Raw genomic sequence first — 25,806 nt, forward strand, 5'->3', positions numbered from 1 at the left:
GCGAGCAAACGCGCGCCCGCGGATTCACTCCGCGCTGCCCGCCATCCGGTAGGAGCGAGCTTGCTCGCGATTGCCCGCCCTCAACGTCTTGATCAACAACCCATAAAGGCTGTCCACCGGCTTCGAGCCCTGCGAAGCACGGCTGCGATACACCGCCACTTCCATGGGTTCCAGCGGCCCGAGGTTGTGTTCCGCGCCGAGGATTTCCAGGTGCTCCGGCGCGCTGCAGCGGGTCAGTACGGCGACGGCCAGGCCGCTTTCCACCGCGGCAATCTGCCCGGCCAAATTGGAGCTGTTGTAGACCACCCGGTAATCGCGGCCCTGCAACGCCAGGGAGTGAATGGCGCAGCGCCGCGCCAGGTTGGTGCTTTCGTAGGTGGCGATGGGCAGCGGGTCGCGGCGCCAGACGTCGAACTGCGGCGAGCCGACCCACACCAACGGCTCATGAAACAGCAAGGTGCCGCGCCGTGGGTGATCGCGGGAGATCAGGGCGAGGTCGAGCTCCCCGTTCTCGACCCGGGGGATCAGCGCGGTGGACTGTTCGCAGTCCAGCTCGATGTCCACCGCGCCATAGCGCAGGGCGAAGCGCTTGAGCACTGGGGTCAGGTATCTGGCCGCGTAGTCGTCGGGCACGCCGAGGCGGATACGGCCGGTCAGTTCGTCGCCGCTGAAAGCGTTTTGGGCATCGCTGTGCAGGTCGAGGATGCGCCGGGCATAGCCCAGCAGGACCTGGCCGTCGGGGGTCAGTTGCTGCTGGCGCGAATCGCGCACCAGCAGTTGCCGGCCCACCGCGGCTTCGAGCTTTTTCAACTGCATGCTCACCGCCGACTGCGAGCGGTGCACTTCGGGCGCGGCATTGGATAGCGAGCCGGTATCGACCACGGCGACGAAGCATTTGAGCCAGTCGATCTGCAGGTCCTGCATGGAAAGCCGCCTCTCGTATTCGATTAACAAATAGCTGCGGCGAATAATATGCGCTTTTCGCGAACGTGTGTCTGGAGGATAGTGGCCGGCGTCCGTACAGGCTTGAACGTAGCGTTCCATCCAAGAGATCGCCAGATGAGGAGGTAGTTGTGTTGTCGGTTGCCAAGGGCTCCACGGAGCTGGGGTTCAATGAAGTCTGGGGCGGCTTCAAGCAGTTGCTGCCCATTTCCATGTTCGTCGTCGTCTTCGGCCTGGCCTTTGGTTTGGCTGCGGCGCAAACCGGGCTGGACGGTGTTTCGATCATGTGGATGAGCACCCTGGTGTTCGCCGGCGCATCGCAGTTCGCCGCGCTGGACCTGTGGGGCGCGCAGGTGCCGCTGGTGCCGTTGATCGTCACGGTGTTCGCCATCAATGCCCGGCACTTGTTGATGGGCGCCACGTTGTATCCGTGGCTGCGTGAACTGCCACTCGCGCGGCGCTACGGGGTGATGCTGGTGGTGTCAGACGCCAACTGGGCGATGTCGATGCAGGCGCTGTCCGCCGGCAAGCCGGGGCTGGGCATTCTGTTGGGCGGCGGTATCGCGTTGTGGACCACCTGGATTCTCGGCACTTGGCTGGGCCTGTATTTCGGCAACCTGGTGAGCGACCCGGTGAGTTGGGGCCTGGACATGGTGATGGGCTGCTTCCTTCTGGCGATGGTGGTGGGTGGGCAGAAGAACCTGCGCATGCTGTTGATCTGGGCTGTGGCGGCCGGTTCCGCGCTGTTGGCCTATTGGTATCTGCCGGAAAACAGTCATGTGGTGGTCGGCGCGCTGGCCGGCGGTATTGTCGGGGCGCTGTGGATGGAGAAGAAAAATGAGCATTGAAACCAGTGGCAACGGCCCGCTGCTGATCATTCTGGTCATGGCGCTGGTGACCCTGGCGACGCGTTGGGGTGGGGTGTTCGTGATGTCCTTCGTGCCCATCAGCCACCGCGTGCAGCAGTTTATCGGCGCGATGTCGGGTTCGGTGCTGGTGGCGGTGTTGACGCCGCTGGCGGTGAGTGGCGACAACGGTGCGCGGGTGGCGCTGGCGAGTACGGCGGTGGTCATGCTGCTGGTGAAGAAGCCGCTGCCGGCGATTGCTGCGGGGGTTGTTGCGGCGGCGGTGTTTCGTCACTTGGCGGGTTGAGCGGGGTTTAGGGGGGGCGAGGCGGATAGTTTTTTACGTTCGCGCAAGTGTGGGGGAGTTGAGGGCGCTATCGCCGGCAAGCCGGCTCCCACAGAGGAGCGGGCGGTTTTCAGAAATGGACTCGGCCGTGGATAAGGCTCACCGCTCCGACGACATCCTCGCCAAGGCGCGTTTTCGCCAGGTGGCACGCCTTATCGCGAGCAAGCTCGCTCCTACACATGCCACCAGGCGCAAGAGCTGCTCCTTCATCAGTGATGGCGACTGGATATCTCGCCAAGGCTGATTATGCTTCAAGCGTGCGTGCAAAAACGCGAGGCCGCCGCCTGTTCCAAAGGCCCGGCGCAGTCCGTGATCCGAAGTCATCAGCCTCTCTTGGCCAGAGTGCGTGCGAAAGGATAGCGGGATGCTCCGGCCTACTAGAACAAGACGGAGAAAATCATGGCGGCAGTCGACAGTACGACCCCTGGCAGCGAGCCCAGGCGCGGTATTACCAAAGAGGAACGCAAGGTGATCTTCGCCTCGTCCCTCGGTACGGTGTTCGAGTGGTACGACTTTTATCTCTACGGCTCTCTCGCGGCGATCATCGCCAAGCATTTCTTCGCCGGCGTCAACGAAACCACCTCCTTCATCTTCGCCCTGATGGCGTTCGCCGCCGGTTTCGCGGTGCGACCGTTCGGCGCCATTTTCTTCGGCCGCCTGGGCGACATGATCGGGCGCAAGCACACCTTCCTCATCACCATCGTCATCATGGGTGTCTCCACCGCCGTGGTGGGGCTGTTGCCCAGTTATTCCACCATCGGTGTGGCGGCGCCGATCATCCTGGTCACCCTGCGCCTGTTACAGGGCCTGGCGCTGGGTGGCGAGTACGGCGGGGCGGCGACTTACGTCGCGGAGCACGCGCCACCCGGCAAGCGCGGTTTCTTCACCTCGTGGATCCAGACCACCGCGACCCTCGGCCTGTTTCTCTCGCTGCTGGTGATCCTCGCCTGCCGCACGGTGCTCGGCACCGAGGCCTTCGAGGAATGGGGCTGGCGGATTCCGTTTCTGTTGTCGATCCTGCTGCTGATCGTCTCGGTGTACATCCGCATGCAGCTTCACGAGTCGCCGGTGTTCAACAAGATGAAGGCCGAAGGCAAGGCGTCGAAGGCGCCGCTGACCGAATCCTTCGCCCGCTGGGACAACCTCAAGGTGGTGATCATGTCGCTGCTCGGCGGCACGGCGGGGCAGGCGGTGGTCTGGTACACCGGCCAGTTCTACGCGCTGTTCTTCCTGCTGCAGATGCTCAAGATCGACCCGCAAACCGCCAACCTGCTGATCGCCGGTTCGCTGCTGATCGGCACGCCGTTCTTCATCCTGTTCGGCAGCCTGTCCGACCGCATCGGCCGCAAGAAAATCATCATGGCCGGCTGCATCCTCGCGGCGCTGACCTACTTCCCGATCTTCAAGGGCCTGACCGAGTTCGGTAACCCCGACATCTACCGCGCCCAGGCGCAGAACCCGGTGACGGTGATCGCCGATCCCGCGCAGTGTTCGTTCCAGTTCGACCCGGTGGGCAAGGCGCGTTTCACCAGCTCCTGTGACCTCGCCAAGACCGTGCTGGCGAAAAAAGCCATTCCCTACGTCAACGAGAAAGCCGCGGCGGGTACGGTGGCGCAGGTCCGGATTGGTGACAAGGTGATTTCCAGCTTCGAAGGCACCGGCATGCCGGCGGCGGACTTCAAGACCACCAACGACGCCTTCACCGCGACCCTCGGCACCGCGCTGAAAGACGCCGGCTACCCGGAAAAGGCCGACCCGGCCAAGACCAACTACCCGATGGTGCTGTTGCTGCTGACCATCCTCGTGCTGTACGTGACCATGGTCTATGGGCCGATCGCCGCCTGGCTGGTGGAGCTGTTCCCGGCGCGGATCCGCTACACCTCGATGTCGCTGCCGTACCACATCGGCAACGGCTGGTTCGGCGGTTTCCTGCCGACCGTGGCGTTCGCCATGGTCGCGGCGACCGGTGATATCTACTACGGGCTGTGGTACCCGATCGTCATTGCGGTGATGACGGCGATCCTCGGCACCTTCTTCCTGCCGGAAACCAAGGATCGGGATATCGCTTGAGGCCGGGCTCAGGGCCTCATCGCAACGATGAGGCCCTGAGCTTCACACGCCTTTGGTCGACGGCAGCAGAATCGTCAGGATCCCCAGCAACGGCAGGTACGAACACAGCGTGTACACCTCATTGATGCCGTGGATATCCGCCAGATACCCCAGCAACGCCGCGCCGATCCCGCCAAAACCGAACATCAGGCCAAAGAAGATTCCCGCGATCATCCCCACATTGCCCGGCACCAGCTCCTGCGCATACACCACGATGGCCGAGAATGCCGAAGCCATGATGAAGCCGATCACCACGCTCAGCACGCTGGTCCAGAACAGGTCCACGTAAGGCAGCGCCAGGGTGAACGGCGCGGCGCCGAGGATCGAGAACCAGATCACCGCCTTGCGACCGATACGATCGCCGATCGGTCCGCCGAAGAAGGTGCCGGCCGCGACCGCGCCCAGGAACAGGAACAGGTAGAGCTGCGAGCTGGCCACCGACAGGTCGAACTTCTCGATCAGGTAGAAGGTGAAATAGCTGGTGAAGCTGGTCATGTAGAAGTACTTGGAGAACACCAGCAGCGCCAGGACCACCAGGGCGAAGGTCACCCGGCCTTTCGACAGGCCGTGGGTGGCCTGGCTGCCGGCCTTCAGCTTGAACAGCGTCAGGTGCTGGCGATACCAGCGGCTCAGGCCGTAGAGCACGCCGATGGCAAACAGCGCGAACAGGCCGAACCAGGCGGTGTGGCCCTGGCCATAGGGAATGATGATCGCCGCCGCCAGCAGCGGGCCGAAGGCGCTGCCGGCATTGCCGCCGACCTGGAAGGTCGATTGCGCCAGGCCATAGCGACCGCCCGAAGCCAGCCGGGCGATACGCGAGGCTTCCGGGTGGAAGGTCGACGAGCCGATGCCAACCAGCGCCGAGGCGATCAGGATCGACTCGAAACTGCCGACGAAGGCCAGCAACAGAATGCCGATCAGCGTGCAGATCGAGCCGGTCGGCAGCAGCCAGGGCTTGGGATGACGGTCGGTGTGGTAGCCGACCCAAGGCTGCAATAGCGAGGCGGTGAGCTGGAAGGTCAGGGTGATCAGGCCGATCTGGGTGAAGCTCAGGCCGTAGTTGGCCTTGAGGATCGGGTAGATCGACGGCAGCACCGCCTGGATCAGGTCATTGATCAAGTGGGCCAGGGCGCAGGCGCCAATCACGCGCATGACCAAGGGGCTGGCCTGGCTCGCGACCGACGCGGTGGAGAAGGATGACGCGGTACTACTGGTGGACATGCTGGACCTTCCGAGGCAAGGCGCGGCGCATTCGCTGTCGGCACTGCGGCCGGCGAAGAAATGCGCTCACGGGGGTTCAGGATCGAGTGAAGCGAGGGCTATGCTAGGCGCCGGACGAATGCCTGTCTCACGCGATTCGGGAGACGACTGTCGAGAAAAGGGCAAAATGATCAGACCACTGGATGAATTTCTCCGTGCCATCGACCAGGCCGACTGGATGGTCAGCAGCAGCGCCACCGACTACCCGGAAAACTGGTGGATCCCGCCGCATTCCCACGAGAAGCACCAACTGATCTACGCCATCGAAGGCGTGATGGTAGTGCACTCGGCCCTGAACCAGTGGACCGTGCCGCCGAGCCGCGGGATCTGGATGCCCAAGGGGCAGGAGCACTCGATTCGCTGTGTCGGCGCGGTGAAGATGCGCAGCGTGTTCGTCCAGCCTGGCGAGCAGCTCGACTTGCCCGCCGAGACCTGCGCGGTGAGCATTTCCACGCTGCTCAGCGAACTGATCAAAGTCTCGGTGGCCATGCGTCACCCGCACGCGCCGGACTCCCGCGAGGCGCGGGTGATGCGCCTGATCCTCGACGAACTGGAAATCCTGCCGACCTTGCCGCTGAACCTGCCGCAACCCCGCGACCCGCGCTTGTGCGCGGTCTGCGCGGCGCTGCGGCGCAACCCCGGCGACAGCTCCACCCTGGCGGACTGGAGCGCGCACCTGGGCCTCGACGAAAAAACCATCCAGCGCCTGTTCCGCAAAGACACCGGCATGACCTTCGGCCAATGGCGCCAGCAGGCGCGGCTGCTGCTGGCGCTGGAACGTATCGCGGTGGGCGAGAAGATCATCGATGTGGCGGGGGAGTTGGGCTACGACAGCCCGAGTGCGTTCACGGCGATGTTCAGGAAGCATTTCGGACGGACGCCGAGTCAGTTTTTTCGTTAGGAATGCGGCGCCGATTGCGCACATTTCGTGAATCCTGATATTCCATCCGCCACATTGATGCCTTATTCGCATTGAATGATCCTCTTGGCAGGCCGGCCCTTCACGCGGGGCCGCGCACCGTGTCCGCGGACACGCATAACAATCACTCGCGAGACCTGCCATGAACCGCCCGAGAACCCTCTACGACAAGCACATCGATTCCCACACTGTCTGCGCCCTCGACGACCACGGCCATGTGCTGCTCTACATCGACCGCCAGGTGGCCAACGAGTACACCAGCCCGCAGGCGTTCAGCGGCTTGCGTGAGGCGGGGCGCTCGGTGTGGCGGCCTTCGGCGACGCTGTGCGTGGTCGACCATGTCAACCCGACCACGCCGCAGCGCAGCGCGGCGATGCCGGATGCCGGCGGGGCGCGGCAGGTGTCGTATTTCGAGGAGAACTGTCGGGACTTCGGCATCGAGCTGTTCGATGTGCTGGACAAGCGCCAGGGCATCGAGCATGTGGTGGCGCCGGAACAGGGCTTCATCCTGCCGGGCATGGTGGTCGCGGCCGGCGACAGTCACACCACCACCTACGGCGCGCTGGGGGCGTTTGGCTTCGGCATCGGCACGTCGGAAATCGAACACCTGCTGGCCACCCAGACCCTGGTCTACAAGCGCCTGAAAACCCTGCGTGTCACCGTGCGCGGCGCGCTGGGGCTGGGGGTTACGTCCAAGGACATCATCATGGCCCTGATCCGCCGCATCGGCGCCGCCGGGGCCACCGGCTACGCTATCGAATTCGCCGGGCCGACGATTGACGCGCTGAGCGTCGAAGCGCGCATGACCATCTGCAACATGGCGGTGGAGGCGGGCGCGCGCGGTGCTTTCATGGCGCCGGACGAAAAGGTGTTCGCCTACCTCAAGGACAAACCCCGTGCCCCGCGAGGCCTGTTGTGGGAGCAGGCGGTGGCGCGTTGGCGCGCGCTGTACAGCGACCCCGGCGCGGTGTTCGACCGCGAGGTCGAACTGGATGCCGCGGCACTCGAACCGATGGTCACCTGGGGCACCAGCCCGGACCAGGCGGCGCCCATCGGCGAGCGCGTGCCGGACCCGAACCTGGAAAGCGACCTGATCCGCCGCCAGGACCTGCAACGCGCGCTGCGCTACATGGGCCTTGAGCCCGGCACCCAGTTGAACGAGATCGCCATCAGCCACGCCTTTATCGGCTCGTGCACCAATGCGCGGATCGAGGACCTGCGCGACGCCGCGCGGGTGGTGCGCGGGCGCAAGGTCGCGACCACGGTGCGGGCGATGATCGTGCCCGGTTCGACCCTGGTCCGCGACCAGGCGGAAGCCGAGGGCCTGGCGCAGGTGTTCCGCGAGGCCGGGTTCGAGTGGCGGCAGTCCGGCTGTTCCATGTGCCTGGCGATGAACGACGACGTGCTGGCCGCCGGCGACCGCTGCGCCTCCAGCACCAACCGCAATTTCGAGGGCCGCCAGGGTGCCGGGGCGCGTACCCACCTGATGAGTCCGGCCATGGTCGCCGCCGCCGCAGTCAGCGGCTACCTGACCGACGTTCGCCACTTCGCCCTGGAGGCCTGACATGCAACCTTTTGATAGCGTCTGCGGCACCGCCGCGCCTTTGCTCGCCGCCAACGTCGACACCGACGTGATCATGCCCAAGCAGTTCCTCAAAGGCATCGACCGGGCCGGGCTGGACCGTGGCGTGTTCTTCGACCTGCGCTTTCTCCCTGACGGCCAGCCCGACCCGGCATTCGTGCTGAATCAGGCGCCCTGGCAGTGGTCGCGGTTCCTGGTGGTGGGGCCGAACTTTGGCTGTGGATCAAGCCGTGAACATGCGGTGTGGGGGCTCAAGCAGCTCGGGATTCGGGCGCTGATCGGCAGTAGTTTTGCCGGGATTTTCTTCGATAACTGCCAGCGCAACGGCGTATTGCTGATCCAGTTACCGGAAGAGCAGGTGCAGGAGATCGGCGCAATCGTCGGAGGCGCGGGGGACGCGGAGATCTGCGTAGACCTGCCGGCCCAGGAAATCCGCCTGCGCAACGGGCAGACCATCGGTTTCGACATCGACCCGTTGCGCAAGGAATCGCTGGTGCTGGGGCTGGACGCGATTGGCAGCACCTTGCAGCGCACGGCGCAGATTCGGGATTTCGAAGCGGCGCATTTGCGGGCCAATCCCTGGCTGGCGTGAGCGGTTCGGTGCTAATCGCGAGCAAGCTCGCTCCTACTGTAGGAGCGAGCTTGCTCGCGATGCTTCTATATCGACCCGGCACTCACGGCTGATCCCGCAGATACCGCTCCAGAAACTCCACGCACACCCGCAATTTCGCCGAGTCCGATAGCCGTGTCGGGTACACCGCCCAGACGTTGGCGCTCTGGGTGTAGTCGTGCAGCACCTGCACCAACTTCCCTTGTTCCAGCAGCGGTCGCACATCCCACAGCGAGCGCAGCAGTATGCCTTTGCCGCCCAGCGCCCATTGCAGGACGATCTCGCCGTTGTTCGACGACAGCGGTCCGCTGACCCGCACCGATTCTTCCCGCCCGCCACTCTCCAGGTGCCAGACGCCGAACGGGTTGTTGCGCTCCTTGAGCACCAGGCAGTCGTGGTCGTCGAGGTCTTTGAGGGTCTTCGGCGTGCCGCGGGCGGCGAGGTATTCCGGGGTGGCGCAGAGCACCCGGCGGTTGCTCACCAGCTTGCGGCTGATGTGCTGGCCGGGGATGTCGTCGCCGACGCGGATTTCCAGGTCGAAGCCCTCGGCGACGATGTCCACTACCCGGTCGAACACGTCCAGGCGCACTTCCAGGTCGGGGTAGGCGGAGCTGAGCCCGGCAATCGCCGGGGCCACGTGGTTGCGACCGAAACCGAAGCTGCTGCAGATATGCAGCATGCCCCGCGGCGCCTTGCGCGCTTCGGTCAGTTCGCCGACGAAATCGTCCAGGTCATCGAGAATACGGATCGCCCAGCGCTGGGTGCGCTCGCCGGCTTCGGTCAGGGCGATGCGGCGAGTGGTGCGGTGCAGCAGGCGGGTGCCGAGGGTTTCTTCGAGGATGCGAATGCGCTTGCTGACATAGGCCGGAGATTGGCCCAACTCGTCGGCGGCGCCGGCGAAGCTGGATTTGCGGATCACCGTGAGGAACACACGGAGGTCTTCGGGTAACGGCGATTCGATACGATGTGTGTTCATGGCTCTTATGGTTTGCACGTTTATTCCACTAAACGCGAAGGATAGCATTCCTTTATCGACGCTCCGAGCCGCGGATTCGGCAGCGTCGCCACTCCTCCTACAACAACAAACAGAGGACCGACCATGAGCCTGGTTTCCGATTCCGCGGTGGCGCCTGCCGACACCGCCACCTCTCCGTTGCGCCGACTGCTGCGTTATGAAATCGGCGTGATCCCGCTGCCATATTTCCTCGGCATCGCCCTGACCGTGTTTCTCTCCGCGCACCTTGGCCTGCTGCCGAAAACCATGATCGGCGGCCTGGCAGTGATCATGACCATGGGCATGTTCTTCGGCCAGATCGGTCAGCGCCTGCCGATCCTCAAGGAAATCGGCGGCGGGGCGATCCTGTGCCTGATGCTGCCGTCGGTGCTGGTGTTCTACGGCTTCTTCGGCAGCACCACCATCGACGCCACCAAGATGCTGATGAAGGACGCCAACTTCCTCTATTTCGTCATCGCCAGCCTGGTGGTGGGCAGCATCCTCGGCATGAACCGCTTCATCCTGGTGCAAGGCATGGTGCGTATGTTCGTGCCGCTGCTGGTGGGCACCCTGGCTGCGGTGGGCGCCGGCCTGTTGGTGGGTTCGCTGTTTGGCTACAGCGTCTATCACACCTTCTTCTTCATCATCGTGCCGATCATTGGTGGCGGGATCGGCGAAGGCATCCTGCCGTTGTCGCTGGCCTATTCGGCGATTCTCGGCGGCAGCCCCGACCAGTACGTGGCGCAACTGGTCCCGGCGGCAGTGGTGGGCAATATTGTCGCGATCATCTGCGCCGGCGTGCTGGCCCGGCTGGCCCTGCGCCGGCCGGAACTGAACGGCGACGGCATGTTGATCCGCGCGAAAGAAGAGAACGACCGCTTCCGCGAGCAGGAAGACAAGAGTCAGGGCATCGACTTCCGCTACATGGGCGCGGGCGTGCTGGTGATTTGCGCGTTCTTCGTCCTCGGCGGCCTGCTGGAGAAGGTGGTGCACATTCCCGGGCCGGTGATGATGATTCTGGTGGCGGTGCTGTTCAAATACCTGCAAGTGCTGCCGGCTCGGCTGGAGGAAGGCAGCAAGTCGTTCTACAAACTGGTGTCCACGGCGTTCATCTGGCCGGTGATGATCGGCCTCGGCATGCTGTATGTGCCGCTGGACAGCGTGGTCAAGGTGTTCTCGCTGGGTTATGTGGTGGTCTGCGCGTCGGTGGTGATCGCCATGACCCTGGCGGGTTTCCTGATCGGTAACCTGCTGAAGATGTTCCCCATCGAGTCCGCCATCGTCACCTGCTGCCACAGCGGGCTGGGCGGCACCGGAGACGTGGCGATCCTGTCGGCCTCCAGCCGCATGTCACTGATGCCGTTCGCGCAGATTTCCACGCGGATCGGCGGCGCTTCGACGGTGATTCTCGCCACCTTGCTGCTCGGCCTGTTTCACTGAGCCCAAGGCCGCGCCAACGCCCGGGAAAATCCCCGGGCACGGCGCGGCAAGCCGTCTATGCTTGGCCTTTCACCGGAGGCTCTTCATTGGGCGGGTCACCTACGGTAGGCGGAACGGTCGGCTTGACCGGCACGCCTTCTGGCTCCTGCACCGGATCCGGTGGTGGCAGGTTCGGGTCGTCGATATTCGGATCGGGCGTTTCTGCCGGGATAGGGATATTCATTGGCCTTACCTCGAATGGACGTTGATTGCGGCGTTCAAGGCTTCGACCCCGCGCTCCCGGCATCGCTCACTTTTTATTGAACCCCCGCGCCAGCCATTGCTCTGAACCATTACCGCCAGCCGTAACGGAGCGATGTTCGATGACCCGCAATGAGCCTTTCGAAACCGAGCGAATGGCCGGTGGCGACAGCCCCGCCGACGAACCCCTGAGCCTGTCCCAGGCCCTGTTGCTGCCCCGCGTGGTGATCGAGAACACCAGTCCGGTGCTCGACGCCGGGCTGTTTCCGGTCAAGACCGAAGTGGGCAAGACGGTGACGGTCAACAGCTCGGTGTTCGCCGATGGCCATGACGTGCTCGCGGTCACCCTCAACTGGCGCCAGGCCCGTAGCCGGCGCTGGCACAGCATTCCGATGGTGGCGCTGGGCAACGACCGCTGGCAGGCGGCGTTCAGCGTCAACGAGGTGGGCCGGCACCTGTTCCTGATCGAAGCGTGGATCGATGGCTACGCCACCTATTGCCACGACCTGGAGAAGAAATTCAGCGCCGGCGTCGATATCGCCCTGGAATTGAAGGAGGGCCGCCTGCATCTGGAGCACGGCGCCGAACGCAGCGCCGGCCCGCTGCGCGAGCAACTGCTCACTCTCGCCAAGCGCCTGCGTAAGGGGCTGCCGGCCCAGGCCCAGGTGGAGTTGCTGATGGCGGCCGCCACCCGGGTCTTGATGGCCCAGGCCGAGCCGCGCAGCTACCTCAGCCGCAGCCCGGAATTTCCGCTGGAAGTGGAGCGCGAGCGGGCGGTGTTCGCCAGTTGGTACGAGCTGTTCCCGCGCTCGATCACCGACGATCCGCAGCGCCACGGCACCTTCAATGACGTGCACGAACGCCTGCCGATGATCCGCGACATGGGCTTCGACGTGCTGTATTTCCCGCCCATCCATCCCATCGGCACGCAATTTCGCAAGGGCCGCAACAATGCCCTGCAGGCCGCGCCGGATGATCCCGGCAGTCCCTATGCCATCGGCAGCGCCGACGGCGGCCACGACGCCATCCACCCGCAACTGGGCAGCCGCGAGGATTTCCGTCGGCTGGTGGCCGCCGCCGCCGAGCACGGCCTGGAAATCGCCCTCGACTTCGCCATCCAGTGCTCCCAGGACCACCCCTGGCTCAAGGAGCATCCCGGCTGGTTCTCCTGGCGCCCGGACGGCAGCATTCGTTATGCGGAAAACCCGCCGAAGAAGTACCAGGACATCGTCAACGTCGATTTCTATGCGCCCGACGCCATCCCCTCGCTGTGGCTGGCGCTGCGCGACGTGGTGCTGGGCTGGGCGGAAGAGGGCGTGAAGCAGTTTCGCGTCGACAACCCGCACACCAAGCCGCTGCCGTTCTGGCAATGGCTGATCGCCGATATTCGCGGCCGTCACCCGGAGGTGATTTTCCTCGCCGAGGCCTTCACCAAGCCGGGGATGATGGCGCGGCTGGGCAAGGTCGGTTTCAGCCAGAGCTACACCTACTTCACCTGGCGCAACACCAAGGCCGAGATCGAGGAATATTTCCAGACCCTCGACCAGCCGCCGTGGTCGCTGTGCTACCGGCCGAACTTCTTCGTCAACACCCCGGACATCAACCCGTTCTTCCTGCACACCAGCGGGCGCGCCGGCTTCCTCATCCGCGCGGCCCTGGCGACCATGGGCTCGGGCGTGTGGGGCATGTACTCGGGCTTCGAACTCTGCGAAGCGGCGCCGATCCCCGGCAAGGAGGAATACCAGGACTCGGAGAAATACGAGATCCGCCCGCGCGACTTCACCCAGCCCGGCAACATCATTGCCGAGATCGCCCAGCTCAACCGCATCCGCCGCCAGCAGCCGGCGTTGCAGAGCCATCTGGGCGTGCGCTTCTTCAACGCCTGGAACGACAACATCGTCTATTTCGGCAAGCCCGATCCCGATGGCGAGGGCTTCATTCTGGTGGCGGTCAGCCTTGACCCGCACAACGCCCAGGAAGCGCACTTCGAACTGCCGCTGTGGGAACTGGGGCTGGATGACAACGCCACCACCCGCGGCGAAGACCTGATGACCGGCCACCGCTGGAACTGGTACGGCAAAACCCAGTGGATGCGTATCGAGCCCTGGCACCTGCCGTTCGGTATCTGGCGTCTGGACAAAGCGAACTAGAAAGGGAATCGACCATGGCGAGAAAAAACCGTCCCGCGGCCTTCATTGATGATCCCCTCTGGTACAAGGACGCGATCATCTACCAGATCCACATCAAATCCTTCTTCGACTCCAACAACGACGGCATCGGCGATTTTCCCGGCCTGCTGGCCAAGCTCGACTACATCGCCGACCTGGGGGTGAACACCCTCTGGCTGCTGCCGTTCTACCCGTCGCCGCGGCGCGATGACGGCTACGACATCGCGGCCTACAAGGCGGTGCACAGCGACTACGGCACCCTGGCCGACGTGCGCCGCTTCATCGCCGAAGCGCACAAGCGCAACTTGCGGGTGATCACCGAGCTGGTCATCAATCACACCTCCGACCAGCACCCGTGGTTCCAGCGTGCCCGCCACGCCAAGCGCGGTTCCAAGGCGCGGGATTTCTATGTGTGGTCCGACAGCGACCAGAAATACGACGGCACGCGGATCATCTTCCTCGACACGGAAAAGTCCAACTGGACCTGGGACCCGGTCGCCGGTCAGTACTTTTGGCACCGCTTCTACTCGCACCAGCCGGACCTGAACTTCGACAACCCGCAGGTGATGAAGGCGGTGATCGACGTGATGCGCTTCTGGCTCGACCTCGGTGTCGACGGCCTGCGCCTGGATGCCATCCCGTACCTGATCGAGCGCGACGGCACCAACAACGAGAACCTGCCGGAAACCCACCAGGTCCTGAAGCAGATCCGCGCCGAAATCGACGCCAATTACCCTGACCGCATGCTCCTCGCCGAGGCCAACCAGTGGCCGGAAGACACCCAGTTGTATTTCGGCGAAGGCAAGGGCGACGAATGCCACATGGCCTTCCACTTCCCGCTGATGCCGCGCATGTACATGGCGCTGGCCCAGGAAGACCGCTTCCCGATCACCGATATCCTGCGCCAGACCCCGGAAATCCCGGAGAACTGCCAGTGGGCGATCTTCCTGCGCAACCACGATGAACTGACCCTGGAAATGGTCACCGACCGTGAGCGCGACTACCTGTGGAACTACTACGCGGCCGACCGCCGGGCGCGGATCAACCTCGGCATCCGCCGGCGCCTGGCGCCGCTGATGCAGCGCGACCGCCGCCGCGTCGAGCTGCTGACCAGCCTGCTGCTGTCGATGCCGGGCACGCCGACCCTGTACTACGGCGATGAAATCGGTATGGGCGACAACATTTACCTCGGCGACCGCGACGGCGTGCGCACGCCGATGCAGTGGTCGCTGGACCGCAACGGCGGTTTCTCCCGCGCCGACCCGGCGCGGCTGGTCTTGCCGCCGATCATGGACCCGCAGTACGGCTACCAGACCATCAACGTCGAGTCGCAGATCGAAGACCCGCACTCGCTGCTGAACTGGAACCGTCGCCTGCTGGCGGTGCGCAAGCAGCAGAAGGCCTTCGGTCGCGGCACCTTGAAAATGCTCGCGCCGAACAACCGCCGCATCCTCGCCTACCTGCGTGAATTCACCGGGCCCGATGGCGTCAGCGAAACCGTGCTGTGCGTGGCCAACGTGTCCCGCGCGGCGCAAGCGGTGGAGCTGGACCTGGCGCCGTGGGTCGACCGTGTGCCGGTGGAAATGCTCGGCGGCTGTGCCTTCCCGCCGATCGGTCACTTGCCGTTCATGCTGACCCTGGCGCCGTACGGGTTCTATTGGTTCCTGCTGGCGCCGAAGGACAACATGCCCAGTTGGCACGTCGAAGCCGCACAGCCGCTGCCGGAGTTCACCACCCTGGTGCTGAAAAAGCGCATGGAGGAACTGCTCGACGCCCCGGCCCGCGAAACCCTGGAGCAGACCATCCTGCCGCAGTACCTGCCCAAGCGGCGCTGGTTCGCCGGCAAGGACGCGGCCATCGAACAGGTGCACATCGCCTACGGCGTGCGGTTCGGCTCGCCCACCAGCCCGGTGCTGCTCAGCGAGATCGAAGTGGACAGCGATGGCCAGCGGCGCCGCTACTTCCTGCCGTTCGGTCTGGTCGGCGAGGAGCAGATTCACAGCGCCTTGCCGCAGCAACTGGCGCTGGCGCGGGTGCGCCGTGGTCGTCAGGTCGGCTTTATCACCGACGGTTTCAGCCTGGAAACCTTCGTTCGCGGCCTGCTCGACGGTTTCGCCCAGCACACCCGGCTGGCCGGTAGCGACGGCGAGCTGCACTTCGAATCCACCCCACAACTGGCGGCGCTGGGCCTGGGCGACGACGCCGAGGTGCGCTACCTGTCGGCGGAGCAGTCCAACAGCTCGGTGGTGGTCGGCGGCAAGCTGGTGCTCAAGCTGATTCGCCGGGTCAACGGCGGTATCCACCCGGAACTGGAAATGGGCGCCTACCTGACCGCCGCCGGCTTCGCCAATATCTCGCCATTGCTGGGCTGGTTGAGCCGCGTCGATGAGGCCGGCGAACCGCACCTGTTGGCGATTGCCCAAGGTTACCTGAGCAACCAGGGCGATGCTTGGGACTGGACCCAGAACAACCTCGAACGCGCCGTGCGCGATGACATGGACGCCCCGCAACTGCGCGGCGACGGCCACGCCGACGCGCTGGAAGACCTCACCGGTTTCGCCGCGTTGCTCGGCCAGCGCCTGGGCGAAATGCACCAGGCCCTGGCGTTGCCCAGCGACGACCCGGCATTTCAGACCCGCGTCAGCAATGGCCAGGACAGCCAGCGTTGGGGCGAGCAGATCGCCGAGCAACTGCGTACCGCGCTGGACCTGCTGGTGCAGCACCGCGACCAGCTCGACGAGGAAAGCCAGGCGCTGGTCGCCGATCTCGAACAGCAGCGCGAAAGCCTGCTGCGCGAAGTCGGGCAACTCGCCGAGCAGGCCGAAGGCGGCCTGGTGATGCGCGTGCACGGTGACCTCCACCTGGGCCAGGTGCTGGTGGTGCAGGGCGATGCCTACCTGATCGACTTCGAGGGCGAGCCGGCCCGGCCGCTGGACGAGCGCCGGGCCCGGCACAGTCCGTACAAGGACGTCAGCGGTGTGCTGCGTTCCTTCGACTATGCTGCTGCGATGGCGCTGCGCGGCGCGGCGGGAGCCGGTGCGCTGCCCGACAACCTGCAGGCGCGGCAACGGATCACCCGCCGCTACCTGCACCAGTCACGCCACGCCTTTATCCAGGCCTATGGCCTGGCCACCGCCAGTCTTCCCCATGCCTGGGCGCGAGACGGCGGCGAGCAGGCGGCGCTGGAACTGTTCAGCCTGGAGAAGGCTGCCTACGAAATTGCCTATGAAGCCGAAAACCGCCCGAGCTGGTTGGCCGTGCCCTTGCATGGTCTGCACGGGCTTGTCAGTACCTGGGGAGAGCAGTAGATGAGCGTGCACAAGCGGGAACATGGCGGGCTGAGCCGTACCGATGTCGATGACCTGGTGAATGCCCGGCACAGCGATCCTTTTTCGGTGCTCGGCGCGCACGGCGATGGTGCAGGAGGCACCTGGTTACGCGCCTATTTGCCGGATGCCTTGAGCGTGCATGCGCTGGGCCGTGGCGATGGCGCGGAACTCGCCGAGCTGGAGCAGGGAAGCGTGCCAGGACTGTTCATCGCACACTTCACCCAGCCGCCCGGCGATTACCTCTGGCGCATCAACTGGGCCGGGGGCGAGCAGGTCACCGAAGACCCTTACAACTTTGGCCCGCAACTGGGCGACATGGACCTCTACCTGTTCAGCGAGGGCAACCACCGCGACCTCGCCAACCGCCTCGGCGCGCAGCCGATCGAGGTCGATGGCGTGCATGGCGTGCGCTTCTCGGTGTGGGCGCCGAACGCCCGCCGCGTCTCGGTGGTGGGCGCCTTCAACAACTGGGACGGCCGGCGCCATCCGATGCGCCTGCGCCATGCCAGCGGGGTCTGGGAGCTGTTCATTCCGCGCCTGGGCGCTGGTGAAACCTACAAATACGAAGTGCTCGGCCAGGACGGTGTGCTGCCGCTCAAGGCCGACCCTTTGGCGCGGGCCACCGAACTGCCGCCGAGCACCGCCTCGAAAGTGGCCGGGCCGCTGCGGCACGAATGGCGCGACCAACAATGGCTGCAAGCGCGAGAAGCGCGCCAGCGCAGCAACGCGCCGTTGTCGATCTACGAACTGCATGCCGGCTCCTGGCAGTGCGAGCTGGATGAGGCCGGCGAAGTCACCCGCTTCTACAACTGGCGCGAACTGGCCGAGCGCCTGGTGCCCTACATCCAGGAACTGGGTTTCACCCATATCGAACTGATGCCGATCATGGAGCACCCGTTCGGTGGCTCGTGGGGCTATCAGCCGCTGTCGATGTTCGCGCCCACGGCGCGTTACGGCACGGCGGAGGATTTCGCCGCGTTCATCGATGCCTGCCACCAGGCCAGCATTGGCGTGATCCTCGACTGGGTGCCGGCGCATTTCCCCACCGACAGCCATGGCCTGAGCCGCTTCGACGGCACCGCGCTGTACGAATACGAAAACCCGCTGGAAGGCTTCCACCAGGACTGGGACACCCTGATCTACAACCTCGGCCGCACCGAAGTGCACGGCTTCATGCTGGCTTCGGCGCTGCACTGGCTACGGGAATTCCACATCGATGGGCTGCGGGTCGATGCGGTGGCCTCGATGCTCTACCGCGACTACTCGCGCAAGGCCGGCGAATGGGTGCCGAACCGCCACGGCGGGCGCGAGAACCTCGAAGCCATCGACTTCCTCCGTCACCTCAACGAGGTGGTCGCGGTCGAAGTGCCGGGCGCGCTGGTCATCGCCGAGGAATCCACCGCCTGGCCCGGCGTCAGCCAGCCGGTGCAACAGGGCGGGCTGGGCTTCTCCTACAAATGGAACATGGGCTGGATGCACGACACGCTGCACTACATCCAGAACGACCCGATCCATCGCCAGCACCACCACAACGAAATGAGCTTCGGCCTGATCTATGCCTATTCCGAGCATTTCATCCTGCCGATCTCCCACGACGAAGTGGTGCACGGCAAGCACTCGCTGATCGACAAGATGCCCGGTGACCGCTGGCAGAAATTCGCCAACCTGCGCGCCTACCTGGCGTTCATGTGGTGCCATCCGGGCAAGAAACTGCTGTTCATGGGCTGCGAGTTCGGCCAGTGGCGCGAGTGGAACCACGACAGCGAACTGGACTGGTATCTGCTGCAGTACAGCGAGCACCTTGGGGTGCAGCGCCTGGTCGGCGACCTCAACCGCCTGTACCGCGAAGAGCCGGCCCTGCACCAGCAGGACTGCGTGCCGCAGGGTTTCCAGTGGCTGATTGGCGATGATGCGCATAACAGCGTCTATGCCTGGCTGCGCTGGAGCGCCAGTGGCGAACCGTTGCTGGTGGTTGCCAACTTCACCCCGATTCCCCGCGAGGGCTACCGCATCGGTGTGCCGTTCGGCGAGCGCTGGGACGAAGTGTTCAATAGTGATTCGCAGCGTTATGCCGGCACCAACTACGGCAACGAAGGCGCGGTGGTCGGGCAGGCGCTGCCGAGTCATGGTCAGCCGATTTCGCTGGCGTTGAACTTGCCGCCGTTGGCGGTGCTGATTTTGCGGCCGGCTTGACCGCGTTGCGGGACCGCTCTTGCGGTCCCGCTTTCTTTCTAGGCAGGGTTTTGGCCAAACACCGCCCGCAAATGCCCGCGATAGGCATCGAACGCATTGATCGCACCTTTCACCGCATGAGCCTCTTCCTCGCTACTCAGCTCCAGCGCATCCACCAGCGCCACGAACTGCCGCCAGTGCGGCGCGCGGCCGTCCGGGTGGGCGGCCAGGTGGCGGGCGCCTTGCTCGCCGTCCAGGCCCAGGCGCTGGGTTTCCTTGAACAGAAACGCCGCACCCAGGTTTGAGCCTTCACTGCAATACAGCCAGCCCAGGGCTTCAGCCGGGTGCGCCAGTTTCACCAACGCCGGCGCGGCGGGCGTTTTCAGACCGAGGTCACGCAGGTCCGACTCCACTGCCGCGAACCGCGACAGCAGTTCCAGGCCGGGCAGTTGCGCGTTCAGATCGCTGTCGCGGTACAGCCCCAGCAGGCTGCCGTGGAAACGGTGTTGCAGTTGCAGGAACAGCGCGTAACGCTCGCGGTTGGCGAACGGTTGCGCAGCCATGACCAGTGCGTCAACGCTGTCGTGGTCGCTGCTGCTGGCGGCTTTCAAGCGCTTGCAACGGCTGGGGGATGGGGCGGAAACGGCGGGAGCATTCATCGGGCATTCCATCGAAGGTGACTGTGCCGGGAATGATGCGCAGCGGGGTGGGAGGGGGACAATCGTGGCTCTATTAAGATCGCTTAAGGTCGCTGCATCGCGAGCAAGCTCGCTCCTACAGTGGATTGAGCCGCGCCCCTGTAGGAGCGAGCTTGCTCGCGATTCGCACATGACACCCCAAACTGAAAAATCAGAACGCCGACTCCCGAATCACCACCGCCACCAGGTTATTCACCCCCCGCCACAACAAACTCTGCCGCTCTCCCTCCAACACCACCGTGCCCCGCAGAACCATGGCGTTCTCCGGTGCATCACCGCTCACCCGCAACGTCGCCCGGTACAGCGCTTGTTCGGGCTTGGGCGGTTCGTTGCCGTCGAGGCTGGCGGCGATGCTGCCCTGGTAGGGTGAGGCGAGTTCCGGCGCCGAGCCGAGGCGGCGGCTGGCGGTCTGCGCCAGGTGTTCGAGTTGCACCGGCCGCGCGGCACGGCTGAAGGTCTCGGGGTAGAACCAGCCGCGGCTGTCCGCAGGCAGACGGTGCAGGTCATGCTCTTCGACAAACGCTTCGACCTGCTGGCCAGTCCCCCCCACCAGCGTGCCCAGCCATTGCCCCGCGGGCAGCCATTCGCCGACCGCCAGCGGCTCGGCCACTTCGCGAACCTCGCCGGCGAAGGCCGCGCGCACGGTGAGTTCCTGCCATTGCTGGCGCAATACCTGCTGGCGCTGTTGCGCGGCAGTCAGTTCCTGGCGTACCACTCCCAGTCCGGCGGCGCTTTCGCGGTCGAGCAACTGGAAGCTGGTCTGCCATTGCAGGATCAGGATGCGCCGTTCGACGCTGTCCAGTTCATGCCGCAGGTCCGGGGCATCGAGCATGAACAGTGGCTGCCCGGCCTGAACCCGGTCGCCGGCCTGTACCAGCACCTGCGCCAGTCGCCCGGCCACGGGCGTGTACAGACTGCTCTGCTGCGCGGCCTTGAGCAGCGCCGGCGCTTCGACGCTGCTGCGCCATGGCAGGCACAGCAGCACCAGCGCCAACAGGCAGGCGGACAGGCTGATCAGACTGTTGCGGTTCATGCGGTAGTCCTTGCGGCGGGCGAACCACTGGCGCGCTTCGTTGACCAGTGGCAGCAGGATGAAATAGCCGATCTCGACGGCGAACAGCAGCAGGCCGAGCAGCTTGAAGGCGAAGTGATAGACCAGCAGGGCGATGCCCAGGAACAGGAAGAACCGGTAGATCCAGGTGCCGATGGAGTAACCGATCAGCACCCGCCGCATGCCCGCGGAAAAAAACTCCGGTGGCGCATCGCCGAAACCGAACAGCACTTCGCGCAGGCGCCAGCGGGTCAGGGCGAAGGCGCGTTGTTGCAGGTTGGGCACGCCGAGCAGGTCGGACAACAGGAAGTAGCCGTCGAAGCGCATGAACGGGCTGAGGTTGACCGCCAGGGTGAGGATCCAGGTGGTGCTGGCCAGGGTGAACACGGCGCTGCGCAGCATGCCGTCCTGCAGGAAACTCCAGAGCAGCGTGGCCCAGCAGGCCAGGGCCAGTTCCGCGGCCATGCCGGCGGCGCCGATGGCCAGTCGCTGGCGACGCCGGGCCAGACGCCAGGCGCCGGAAGTGTCGGTGTAGAGCACCGGCCACATCACCAGCAGGGCCACGCCCATGGTTGCCACCCGCGCGCCGTGGCGCTTGCAGGTGTAGGCGTGGCCCAACTCGTGGAGCACCTTGGCGAGGATCAGGGTCAACCCGGCCAGTGCCGCGCCCTGGAAAGTGAAGAAGTGCAGGAAGGTGTGGGTGAAGGTGTCCCACTGGCGGAGCACCAGGGCCAGGCCGAGCAGGCCGGCGGCGACGGTCAGCAGCAGGAAAGTGCGGCTGAAGAACGGCGCGACCCAGGGCAGCGTGCGTTGCAGAAAGGCATCCGGGCGCAACAACGGCACGCGCACGAACAGGTAGTTTTTCAGCAGCCAGCGTGCCCAGCCGGTCTTGCGGTTGTGCAGGGCCTCCAGCAGGCGTCCGCGGTCTTCGTCGTCGCGGCATTGCAGCAGGTGGTTGTGGCGCAGGAAGGCGCGCAGGCGTTCGACGTCCTGGGCGTCCAGTTCCAGGGTGGTGCTGGCGCTGACCTGCTCGGCGATGCGTTGCGCGCAGCCGAGGCTCCAGCGCTTGAGGATCTCCAGTTCGGCCCAGCCAAGGCGGAAGAACTGTCCGCTGGCCGGGTCTTCGAGGGTCCAGCCGGGCGCGCCGCTGGCATCACGCGGGCCGGGGTGCAGGCGCAATTCTTCGCGCAGTTCGCCGAGGCTGGCGCTGGCGGCGGTCACAGGGCAAACCAGATGCGCAGGGTCGCCAGCGGTCGGCGCAACAGGTAGGTGAACAGCGTGGTGCGTTCGCCATAGACCTTGGCCGTGCCTTTGAGGCCGATGCGGATTCGCGGGTCGGCCTCGTTGAACGCGGCCTTCAGCCGATAGGCCATGCCGCCCTCGGCGGTGGCCGTGGCGCGGTAGCCCAGGCGCTTGAGGCTGCCTTGCAACGGCGCCGCCGGGTCGGTGTTGAGGAACAGCAGCACCTCGGCACCGCTTTGCAATTCGATGGCGTCATTGACCGGCAACTGGATCTCCAGTTGGGTGTGCGCCGGGTCCGCCACCTGCAGGATCTGCTCGCCCAGCGACACCGGGCGGCCCTGCCATTGCGCGGGGTCGTCGAACAGCGCGACGCCGTCGTGCGGGGCGAGGATCCGCGTGCGTTCAAGGCTTTGTTCGAGAAAGCGCACCTCGGCCATGGCCTGTTCGCGGCGGCCTTGCAGCACCGCCAGCCCGGCCTTGCTGCGGGCGTCGCTGAGGGCTTGTTGCTGGGCCTGACGGAACTCGCCGTCGGCGATCGCCAGGGCTTGGCGCGAGGCTTCCAGGCGGCTTTGCAGTTCACGGGCATCGAGCTGGATCAGCGGCTGCCCGGCCTGCACGGCCTGGTTCGGTTCGACCAACAGGCGCTCCACCACACCTTGCAGCGGTGCGCGCAGCACGCTCGGTTGCAGGGCGACGATTTCCGCCGGGGCGAGGGCGGCCTGGCGGATCGGCAGGAGCAGGATCAGCAGCAGCGCGCCGGCCCCGCCTAGCCACCAACGACGATCACGGCGCAAGCGCTGCAACGGACGCGGGCGCGCCGGTTGCAGGCTGGCCCAGGCGTGGCCGAACGCATCCTGCATCAGCGGCAGCAGCGTGGCGTCGTTGCCGTCCAGCGGCTGGTCGCGGGCCAGCAGCAGGGCGCCGAGCACGTGACCGTGACGGTCCGCCAGCGGCAGCCAGACCAGCCACGACGGCAGGTATTCGGCCCATTGCGCCTGATCGGCGCTGCCCAGTTGGCTGGCATTGAACTGCGCCAGTTTCGGCCCCGGGTGTTGCTGTTGCCAGGTGCGGCAATGGCTGGCGAGCCAGTGATTGAACGGCGCGTCGGCTTCCACCGTGGCCAGCCCGGACAGGCTCAGCAGGCGCTGCTCGCGGGCGTCCCAGAGCATGGCTTGGCGATAGGGCAGCAGGCGCCGGCTGTCGTTGACCATGACGAAGCCCAGCGCCGCCATGTCTTCGGCGGCGCGGACCTGGCGTTCGAGCTGGACCAGGCCGGCCAGTGCCGGCGTCGGCAGGGCGGCGCTCATGTTGGCGGCGCCGCTGGCGGATCGATGCGCGCGGTACCGCTCATGCCGGGCAGCAATTGACCGGGTTGCGCGTCGAGGCGGCCGAAGACCTTGAGGGTCTGGCTCAGCGGGTCGATCACCGAGCCCAGGCGTTCGACCCTGGCCTCGTAGTCGCCGCCGGTTTCTTCCAGGTGCACGTTGAAGCGGTAGCCCGGCTTGAGCCAGGCCATCCAGCGCGACGGCACGATCAATTCCACCTCGAAGGCGCTGTCGTCATACAGCGCCAGCAGCTCCTTGCCTTCGGCGACGTATTCCCCCGGTTGCACCTTGCGTTCGGCGACCCGCCCGGAGAACGGCGCGGCGATGCTGCAATGCTGCACCATCACCTGGTTCACGCCGTTCTGCGCCCGCGCCATGCTCAGTTCGGCCTGGGCCTGGCTGAGGTCGGAGACGCTGATGGACTGCAACTGGTCGAGCTTCTTCGCCACGCCGAGCTTTTTGTTCGCCGCTTCCTGGGCGGCGCCGGAGTGACCCAGGCGCGCGCGGTGAATGGCGCAGTCGAAGGCGACCAGACGGTCGCCCTTGCGGAAGCTGTCGCCTTCCTTGACCTTCAGCTCGGTGATCTTGCCCGCCAGTTCGCTGGAAATCACCGTGCGCTGGCTGGCGCTGAGCTGGACCCGCAGGTCCGGCGCGTTCATCGCACTGGTCGCTGGCGCCTGCAACGGCGCGGGCTCCTCGGCCAGGACCGTGGCGCTGCCGAGCAGCAGCGCCAGCAGCCAGGTTTCAGCGGCGGGCCGGTGCATGGCTGACCTCGACCACTTCGGTGCCCTGCAACGAACCGACGCTGCTCCACAGGTCCAGTTTCACTGGCTGCAGCCGTTGCGGGGTGACGTAGTCGGTGCTGCTCACGGCGTAGCGCATCATCAGCGGTGCCTGGATCGTGCCTTGGGCCAGCGCCGCGCTTTTCTGGCCGATGGCGCGGGCCAGTTCGGCGACGCTGTCACCGGCCAGACGCTCCGGCAGCGGGTCGAGGCCGGCGGCCTGGTAGATGGCGCCGTAGGCGGTTTGCAACTGGGCGAAGCTGCGGTCGCGGCTGCGCAGGGCGAGGACCGTCTCGGTGCTGGTGCGCACCTGTTCCAGCACGGTCTGGGCGTCGCTGCGCACGGCGTTTTCGGTCTGCAGCAGGATGCCGTTCTGGATCCGTTGCAGCTCGTTGGAGCGCTCGAATAACTGGGTGGCCTGATGGTATTGCTGCCAGGCCACGTTGACCTGGGTCAGCACCGCCATGCGCATGGCCTGGCGGCGCATTTCGCCCAGTGCTTCACGGGCTTCGCCGGTGCGGCTGATGGCTGGGTAGGCAAGCACGTTGAACAGGTTCCAGCTCACTTGCACGCCAGCGTCGGCCCAGTGGTTGTTGGTGGTGTAGCTGTTGCTGTCGTAGTTGCCGCCGACGAACAGCGAGGCCCCCGGCAGCAGGCGCAGCAGCGCGGCGCGGGTTTCCAGCACGGCGTTGCGCGCCTGGTAGCTTTCCTCGCGGACTTCCGGGCGGCGGACCATGGCCATGGCTTCCAGGTCGTCGAGGCGGTAGGCCAGGTTCGGTGCCTGGAGCTGTTGATCGCTGGGCACCACGACGTCGAAGCGGGTCGCCGGCGGCAGGTTCATCAAGCCGGCCAGGCGCGCCTTGGCGGTGGCCAGTTCGCCGTCGACGGTTTCCAGTTGGCGCACCATTTCCAGCAGGCCTTTCTGGTAACGCAGGGCGTCCACCGGCGCGAGCAGGCGCTGGCGTTCGGTCTGCCGGGCCTGTTCCAGCGCCTGGCGGGCGTCGGTCAGGGCGCGCTGCACTTGCGGTTGCAGGCGCTGGGCGGTGGCGGCTTCCCAGTAGGCGCTGCGCACTTGCTGGATGATGTCGGCGATCACCCGGCGCCGGCGTTCCTCGGCGGCCAGCACCTTGTTGGCCTGGGCCTTGGCGCCGAAATAGCCGATGCCGAAGTCCAGCACGTTCCACGACATCTGCAAGTCGGCGCTACGCACCGAGCGGTCCTGGCTGGTGGACGGTTCCAGCGACTGGTTGCCGGTGCGGATCGATTCGCTGGAGGAGGCCAGGGTGTTGTCGCGGCCACGCCAGCCGGCGCGGGCGGCCAGCTTGGGCAGCATGTCGTAGCTGCTCTGCTCCAGCAGGTTGTCTTCCAGGGCGCGCTCCATCAGGCCCAGCCGCTGTTGCAGGTTGTACTTGACCGCGCGGGCCATGGCCTGGTCGAGGTCGATGGCCTGGGTCACCGGTTCCTGGTTGTCGAACATCTGGCTGCGGTCGGCGCTGGCCTGGGCCAGTTGCTGGTCGAGGGTCAGTGGTTCGGGGGTGATGGCGCATGCGCTCAGGCCCATGGCCATGAAGCCGACGGCGAGGTTCAGCGGCAGCCGTTTCGGCGAGCCGGGCAGTTGCTTCTTGATCACGTTATTTCCCTTGAACGAATGGTAAGCGGCGAACCAGCGGCGGGCGGTCGGCTTGGCGCTGGCGAGGATAGGAATCATTCCCAACATTGGGCAATTGCGGGTTTATTAAGATTGCTTAAGGT

Annotated in this window: 19 protein-coding genes; 10 read left to right on the forward strand and 9 right to left on the reverse strand. The window is 65.4% G+C overall.

The features are described from left to right. Window positions 1-24: 24 nt before the first annotated feature. Complete coding sequence (locus NTD88_RS08655; protein ID WP_095158825.1) at window positions 25-924, reverse strand: LysR family transcriptional regulator; 900 nt, start codon at window positions 922-924, stop codon at window positions 25-27. 149 nt (window positions 925-1,073) lie between these two features. Between NTD88_RS08655 and NTD88_RS08660 the strand changes: the two genes are divergently transcribed. From NTD88_RS08660 to NTD88_RS08670, 3 genes are all read left to right on the forward strand, one after another. Then, window positions 1,074-1,790, forward strand: a complete 717-nt coding sequence (locus NTD88_RS08660) for an AzlC family ABC transporter permease (RefSeq protein ID WP_262155123.1) — start codon at window positions 1,074-1,076, stop codon at window positions 1,788-1,790. Continuing rightward, a complete protein-coding gene (locus NTD88_RS08665; RefSeq protein WP_262127707.1) occupies window positions 1,780-2,094 on the forward strand; it encodes an AzlD family protein in 315 nt (104 codons plus the stop codon). The genes NTD88_RS08660 and NTD88_RS08665 overlap by 11 nt, the downstream gene beginning before the upstream one ends. A 438-nt stretch (window positions 2,095-2,532) precedes the next feature. After that, window positions 2,533-4,203 (forward strand): MFS transporter, encoded by a 1,671-nt coding sequence (locus NTD88_RS08670; protein ID WP_095158827.1) that lies wholly within the window; start codon window positions 2,533-2,535, stop codon window positions 4,201-4,203. A gap of 42 nt (window positions 4,204-4,245) precedes the next feature. Here NTD88_RS08670 and NTD88_RS08675 read toward each other — a convergent pair whose 3' ends face one another. Beyond that, the gene (locus tag NTD88_RS08675; protein ID WP_262127706.1) at window positions 4,246-5,463 is read right to left on the reverse strand and encodes an MFS transporter; all 1,218 of its coding nucleotides are present in this window, start codon (window positions 5,461-5,463) and stop codon (window positions 4,246-4,248) included. A 166-nt stretch (window positions 5,464-5,629) separates the two neighbouring features. Here NTD88_RS08675 and NTD88_RS08680 point away from each other — a divergent pair, with 166 nt between their 5' ends. From NTD88_RS08680 to leuD, 3 genes are all read left to right on the forward strand, one after another. Beyond that, window positions 5,630-6,403, forward strand: a complete 774-nt coding sequence (locus NTD88_RS08680; protein ID WP_410017019.1) for an AraC family transcriptional regulator — start codon at window positions 5,630-5,632, stop codon at window positions 6,401-6,403. A gap of 160 nt (window positions 6,404-6,563) precedes the next feature. Then, complete coding sequence (leuC, locus tag NTD88_RS08685) at window positions 6,564-7,985, forward strand: 3-isopropylmalate dehydratase large subunit (RefSeq protein WP_262155124.1); 1,422 nt, start codon at window positions 6,564-6,566, stop codon at window positions 7,983-7,985. 1 nt (window position 7,986) lies between these two features. Then, the gene (gene leuD, locus NTD88_RS08690) at window positions 7,987-8,595 is read left to right on the forward strand and encodes a 3-isopropylmalate dehydratase small subunit (RefSeq protein WP_095158831.1); all 609 of its coding nucleotides are present in this window, start codon (window positions 7,987-7,989) and stop codon (window positions 8,593-8,595) included. Between the two features lie 82 nt (window positions 8,596-8,677). Here the strand turns inward: leuD and NTD88_RS08695 are convergent, their stop codons facing one another. After that, window positions 8,678-9,589 carry a LysR substrate-binding domain-containing protein gene (locus NTD88_RS08695; RefSeq protein WP_262127702.1) on the reverse strand — a complete coding sequence of 304 codons (912 nt, stop codon included), beginning with the start codon at window positions 9,587-9,589 and terminating at the stop codon, window positions 8,678-8,680. A gap of 123 nt (window positions 9,590-9,712) precedes the next feature. Between NTD88_RS08695 and NTD88_RS08700 the strand changes: the two genes are divergently transcribed. Continuing rightward, entirely contained in the window at window positions 9,713-11,047 is a 1,335-nt protein-coding gene (locus tag NTD88_RS08700) for a 2-hydroxycarboxylate transporter family protein (RefSeq protein WP_095158833.1), read from the forward strand. Between the two features lie 55 nt (window positions 11,048-11,102). Here NTD88_RS08700 and NTD88_RS08705 read toward each other — a convergent pair whose 3' ends face one another. Next, window positions 11,103-11,270, reverse strand: a complete 168-nt coding sequence (locus tag NTD88_RS08705; RefSeq protein ID WP_175649702.1) for a hypothetical protein — start codon at window positions 11,268-11,270, stop codon at window positions 11,103-11,105. A 139-nt stretch (window positions 11,271-11,409) separates the two neighbouring features. Between NTD88_RS08705 and NTD88_RS08710 the strand changes: the two genes are divergently transcribed. From NTD88_RS08710 to glgB, 3 genes are read left to right on the forward strand one after another with little or no spacing between them, the layout of a single operon-like run. Further along, window positions 11,410-13,437 (forward strand): alpha-1,4-glucan--maltose-1-phosphate maltosyltransferase, encoded by a 2,028-nt coding sequence (locus NTD88_RS08710; protein WP_262155125.1) that lies wholly within the window; start codon window positions 11,410-11,412, stop codon window positions 13,435-13,437. A 14-nt stretch (window positions 13,438-13,451) separates the two neighbouring features. Continuing rightward, window positions 13,452-16,763 (forward strand): maltose alpha-D-glucosyltransferase, encoded by a 3,312-nt coding sequence (treS, locus tag NTD88_RS08715; RefSeq protein WP_262155126.1) that lies wholly within the window; start codon window positions 13,452-13,454, stop codon window positions 16,761-16,763. After that, entirely contained in the window at window positions 16,764-18,977 is a 2,214-nt protein-coding gene (glgB, locus tag NTD88_RS08720; protein WP_095158836.1) for a 1,4-alpha-glucan branching protein GlgB, read from the forward strand. A gap of 38 nt (window positions 18,978-19,015) precedes the next feature. Here glgB and NTD88_RS08725 read toward each other — a convergent pair whose 3' ends face one another. From NTD88_RS08725 to NTD88_RS08745, 5 genes are all read right to left on the reverse strand, one after another. After that, the gene (locus NTD88_RS08725; protein WP_262155127.1) at window positions 19,016-19,615 is read right to left on the reverse strand and encodes a biliverdin-producing heme oxygenase; all 600 of its coding nucleotides are present in this window, start codon (window positions 19,613-19,615) and stop codon (window positions 19,016-19,018) included. Between the two features lie 190 nt (window positions 19,616-19,805). Further along, complete coding sequence (locus NTD88_RS08730; protein WP_262155128.1) at window positions 19,806-21,926, reverse strand: HlyD family efflux transporter periplasmic adaptor subunit; 2,121 nt, start codon at window positions 21,924-21,926, stop codon at window positions 19,806-19,808. Next, window positions 21,923-23,254 carry an efflux RND transporter periplasmic adaptor subunit gene (locus NTD88_RS08735; protein ID WP_262155129.1) on the reverse strand — a complete coding sequence of 444 codons (1,332 nt, stop codon included), beginning with the start codon at window positions 23,252-23,254 and terminating at the stop codon, window positions 21,923-21,925. Before NTD88_RS08735 ends, NTD88_RS08730 begins: the two co-directional genes overlap by 4 nt. Next, window positions 23,251-24,036, reverse strand: a complete 786-nt coding sequence (locus tag NTD88_RS08740) for an efflux RND transporter periplasmic adaptor subunit (RefSeq protein ID WP_262155130.1) — start codon at window positions 24,034-24,036, stop codon at window positions 23,251-23,253. Before NTD88_RS08740 ends, NTD88_RS08735 begins: the two co-directional genes overlap by 4 nt. Continuing rightward, a complete protein-coding gene (locus tag NTD88_RS08745) occupies window positions 24,017-25,762 on the reverse strand; it encodes a TolC family protein (protein ID WP_262155131.1) in 1,746 nt (581 codons plus the stop codon). The genes NTD88_RS08740 and NTD88_RS08745 overlap by 20 nt, the downstream gene beginning before the upstream one ends. Between the last annotated feature and the right edge of the window lie 44 nt (window positions 25,763-25,806).

Source organism: Pseudomonas sp. 20P_3.2_Bac5 (assembly GCF_025466035.1).
Taxonomy (GTDB): domain Bacteria; phylum Pseudomonadota; class Gammaproteobacteria; order Pseudomonadales; family Pseudomonadaceae; genus Aquipseudomonas.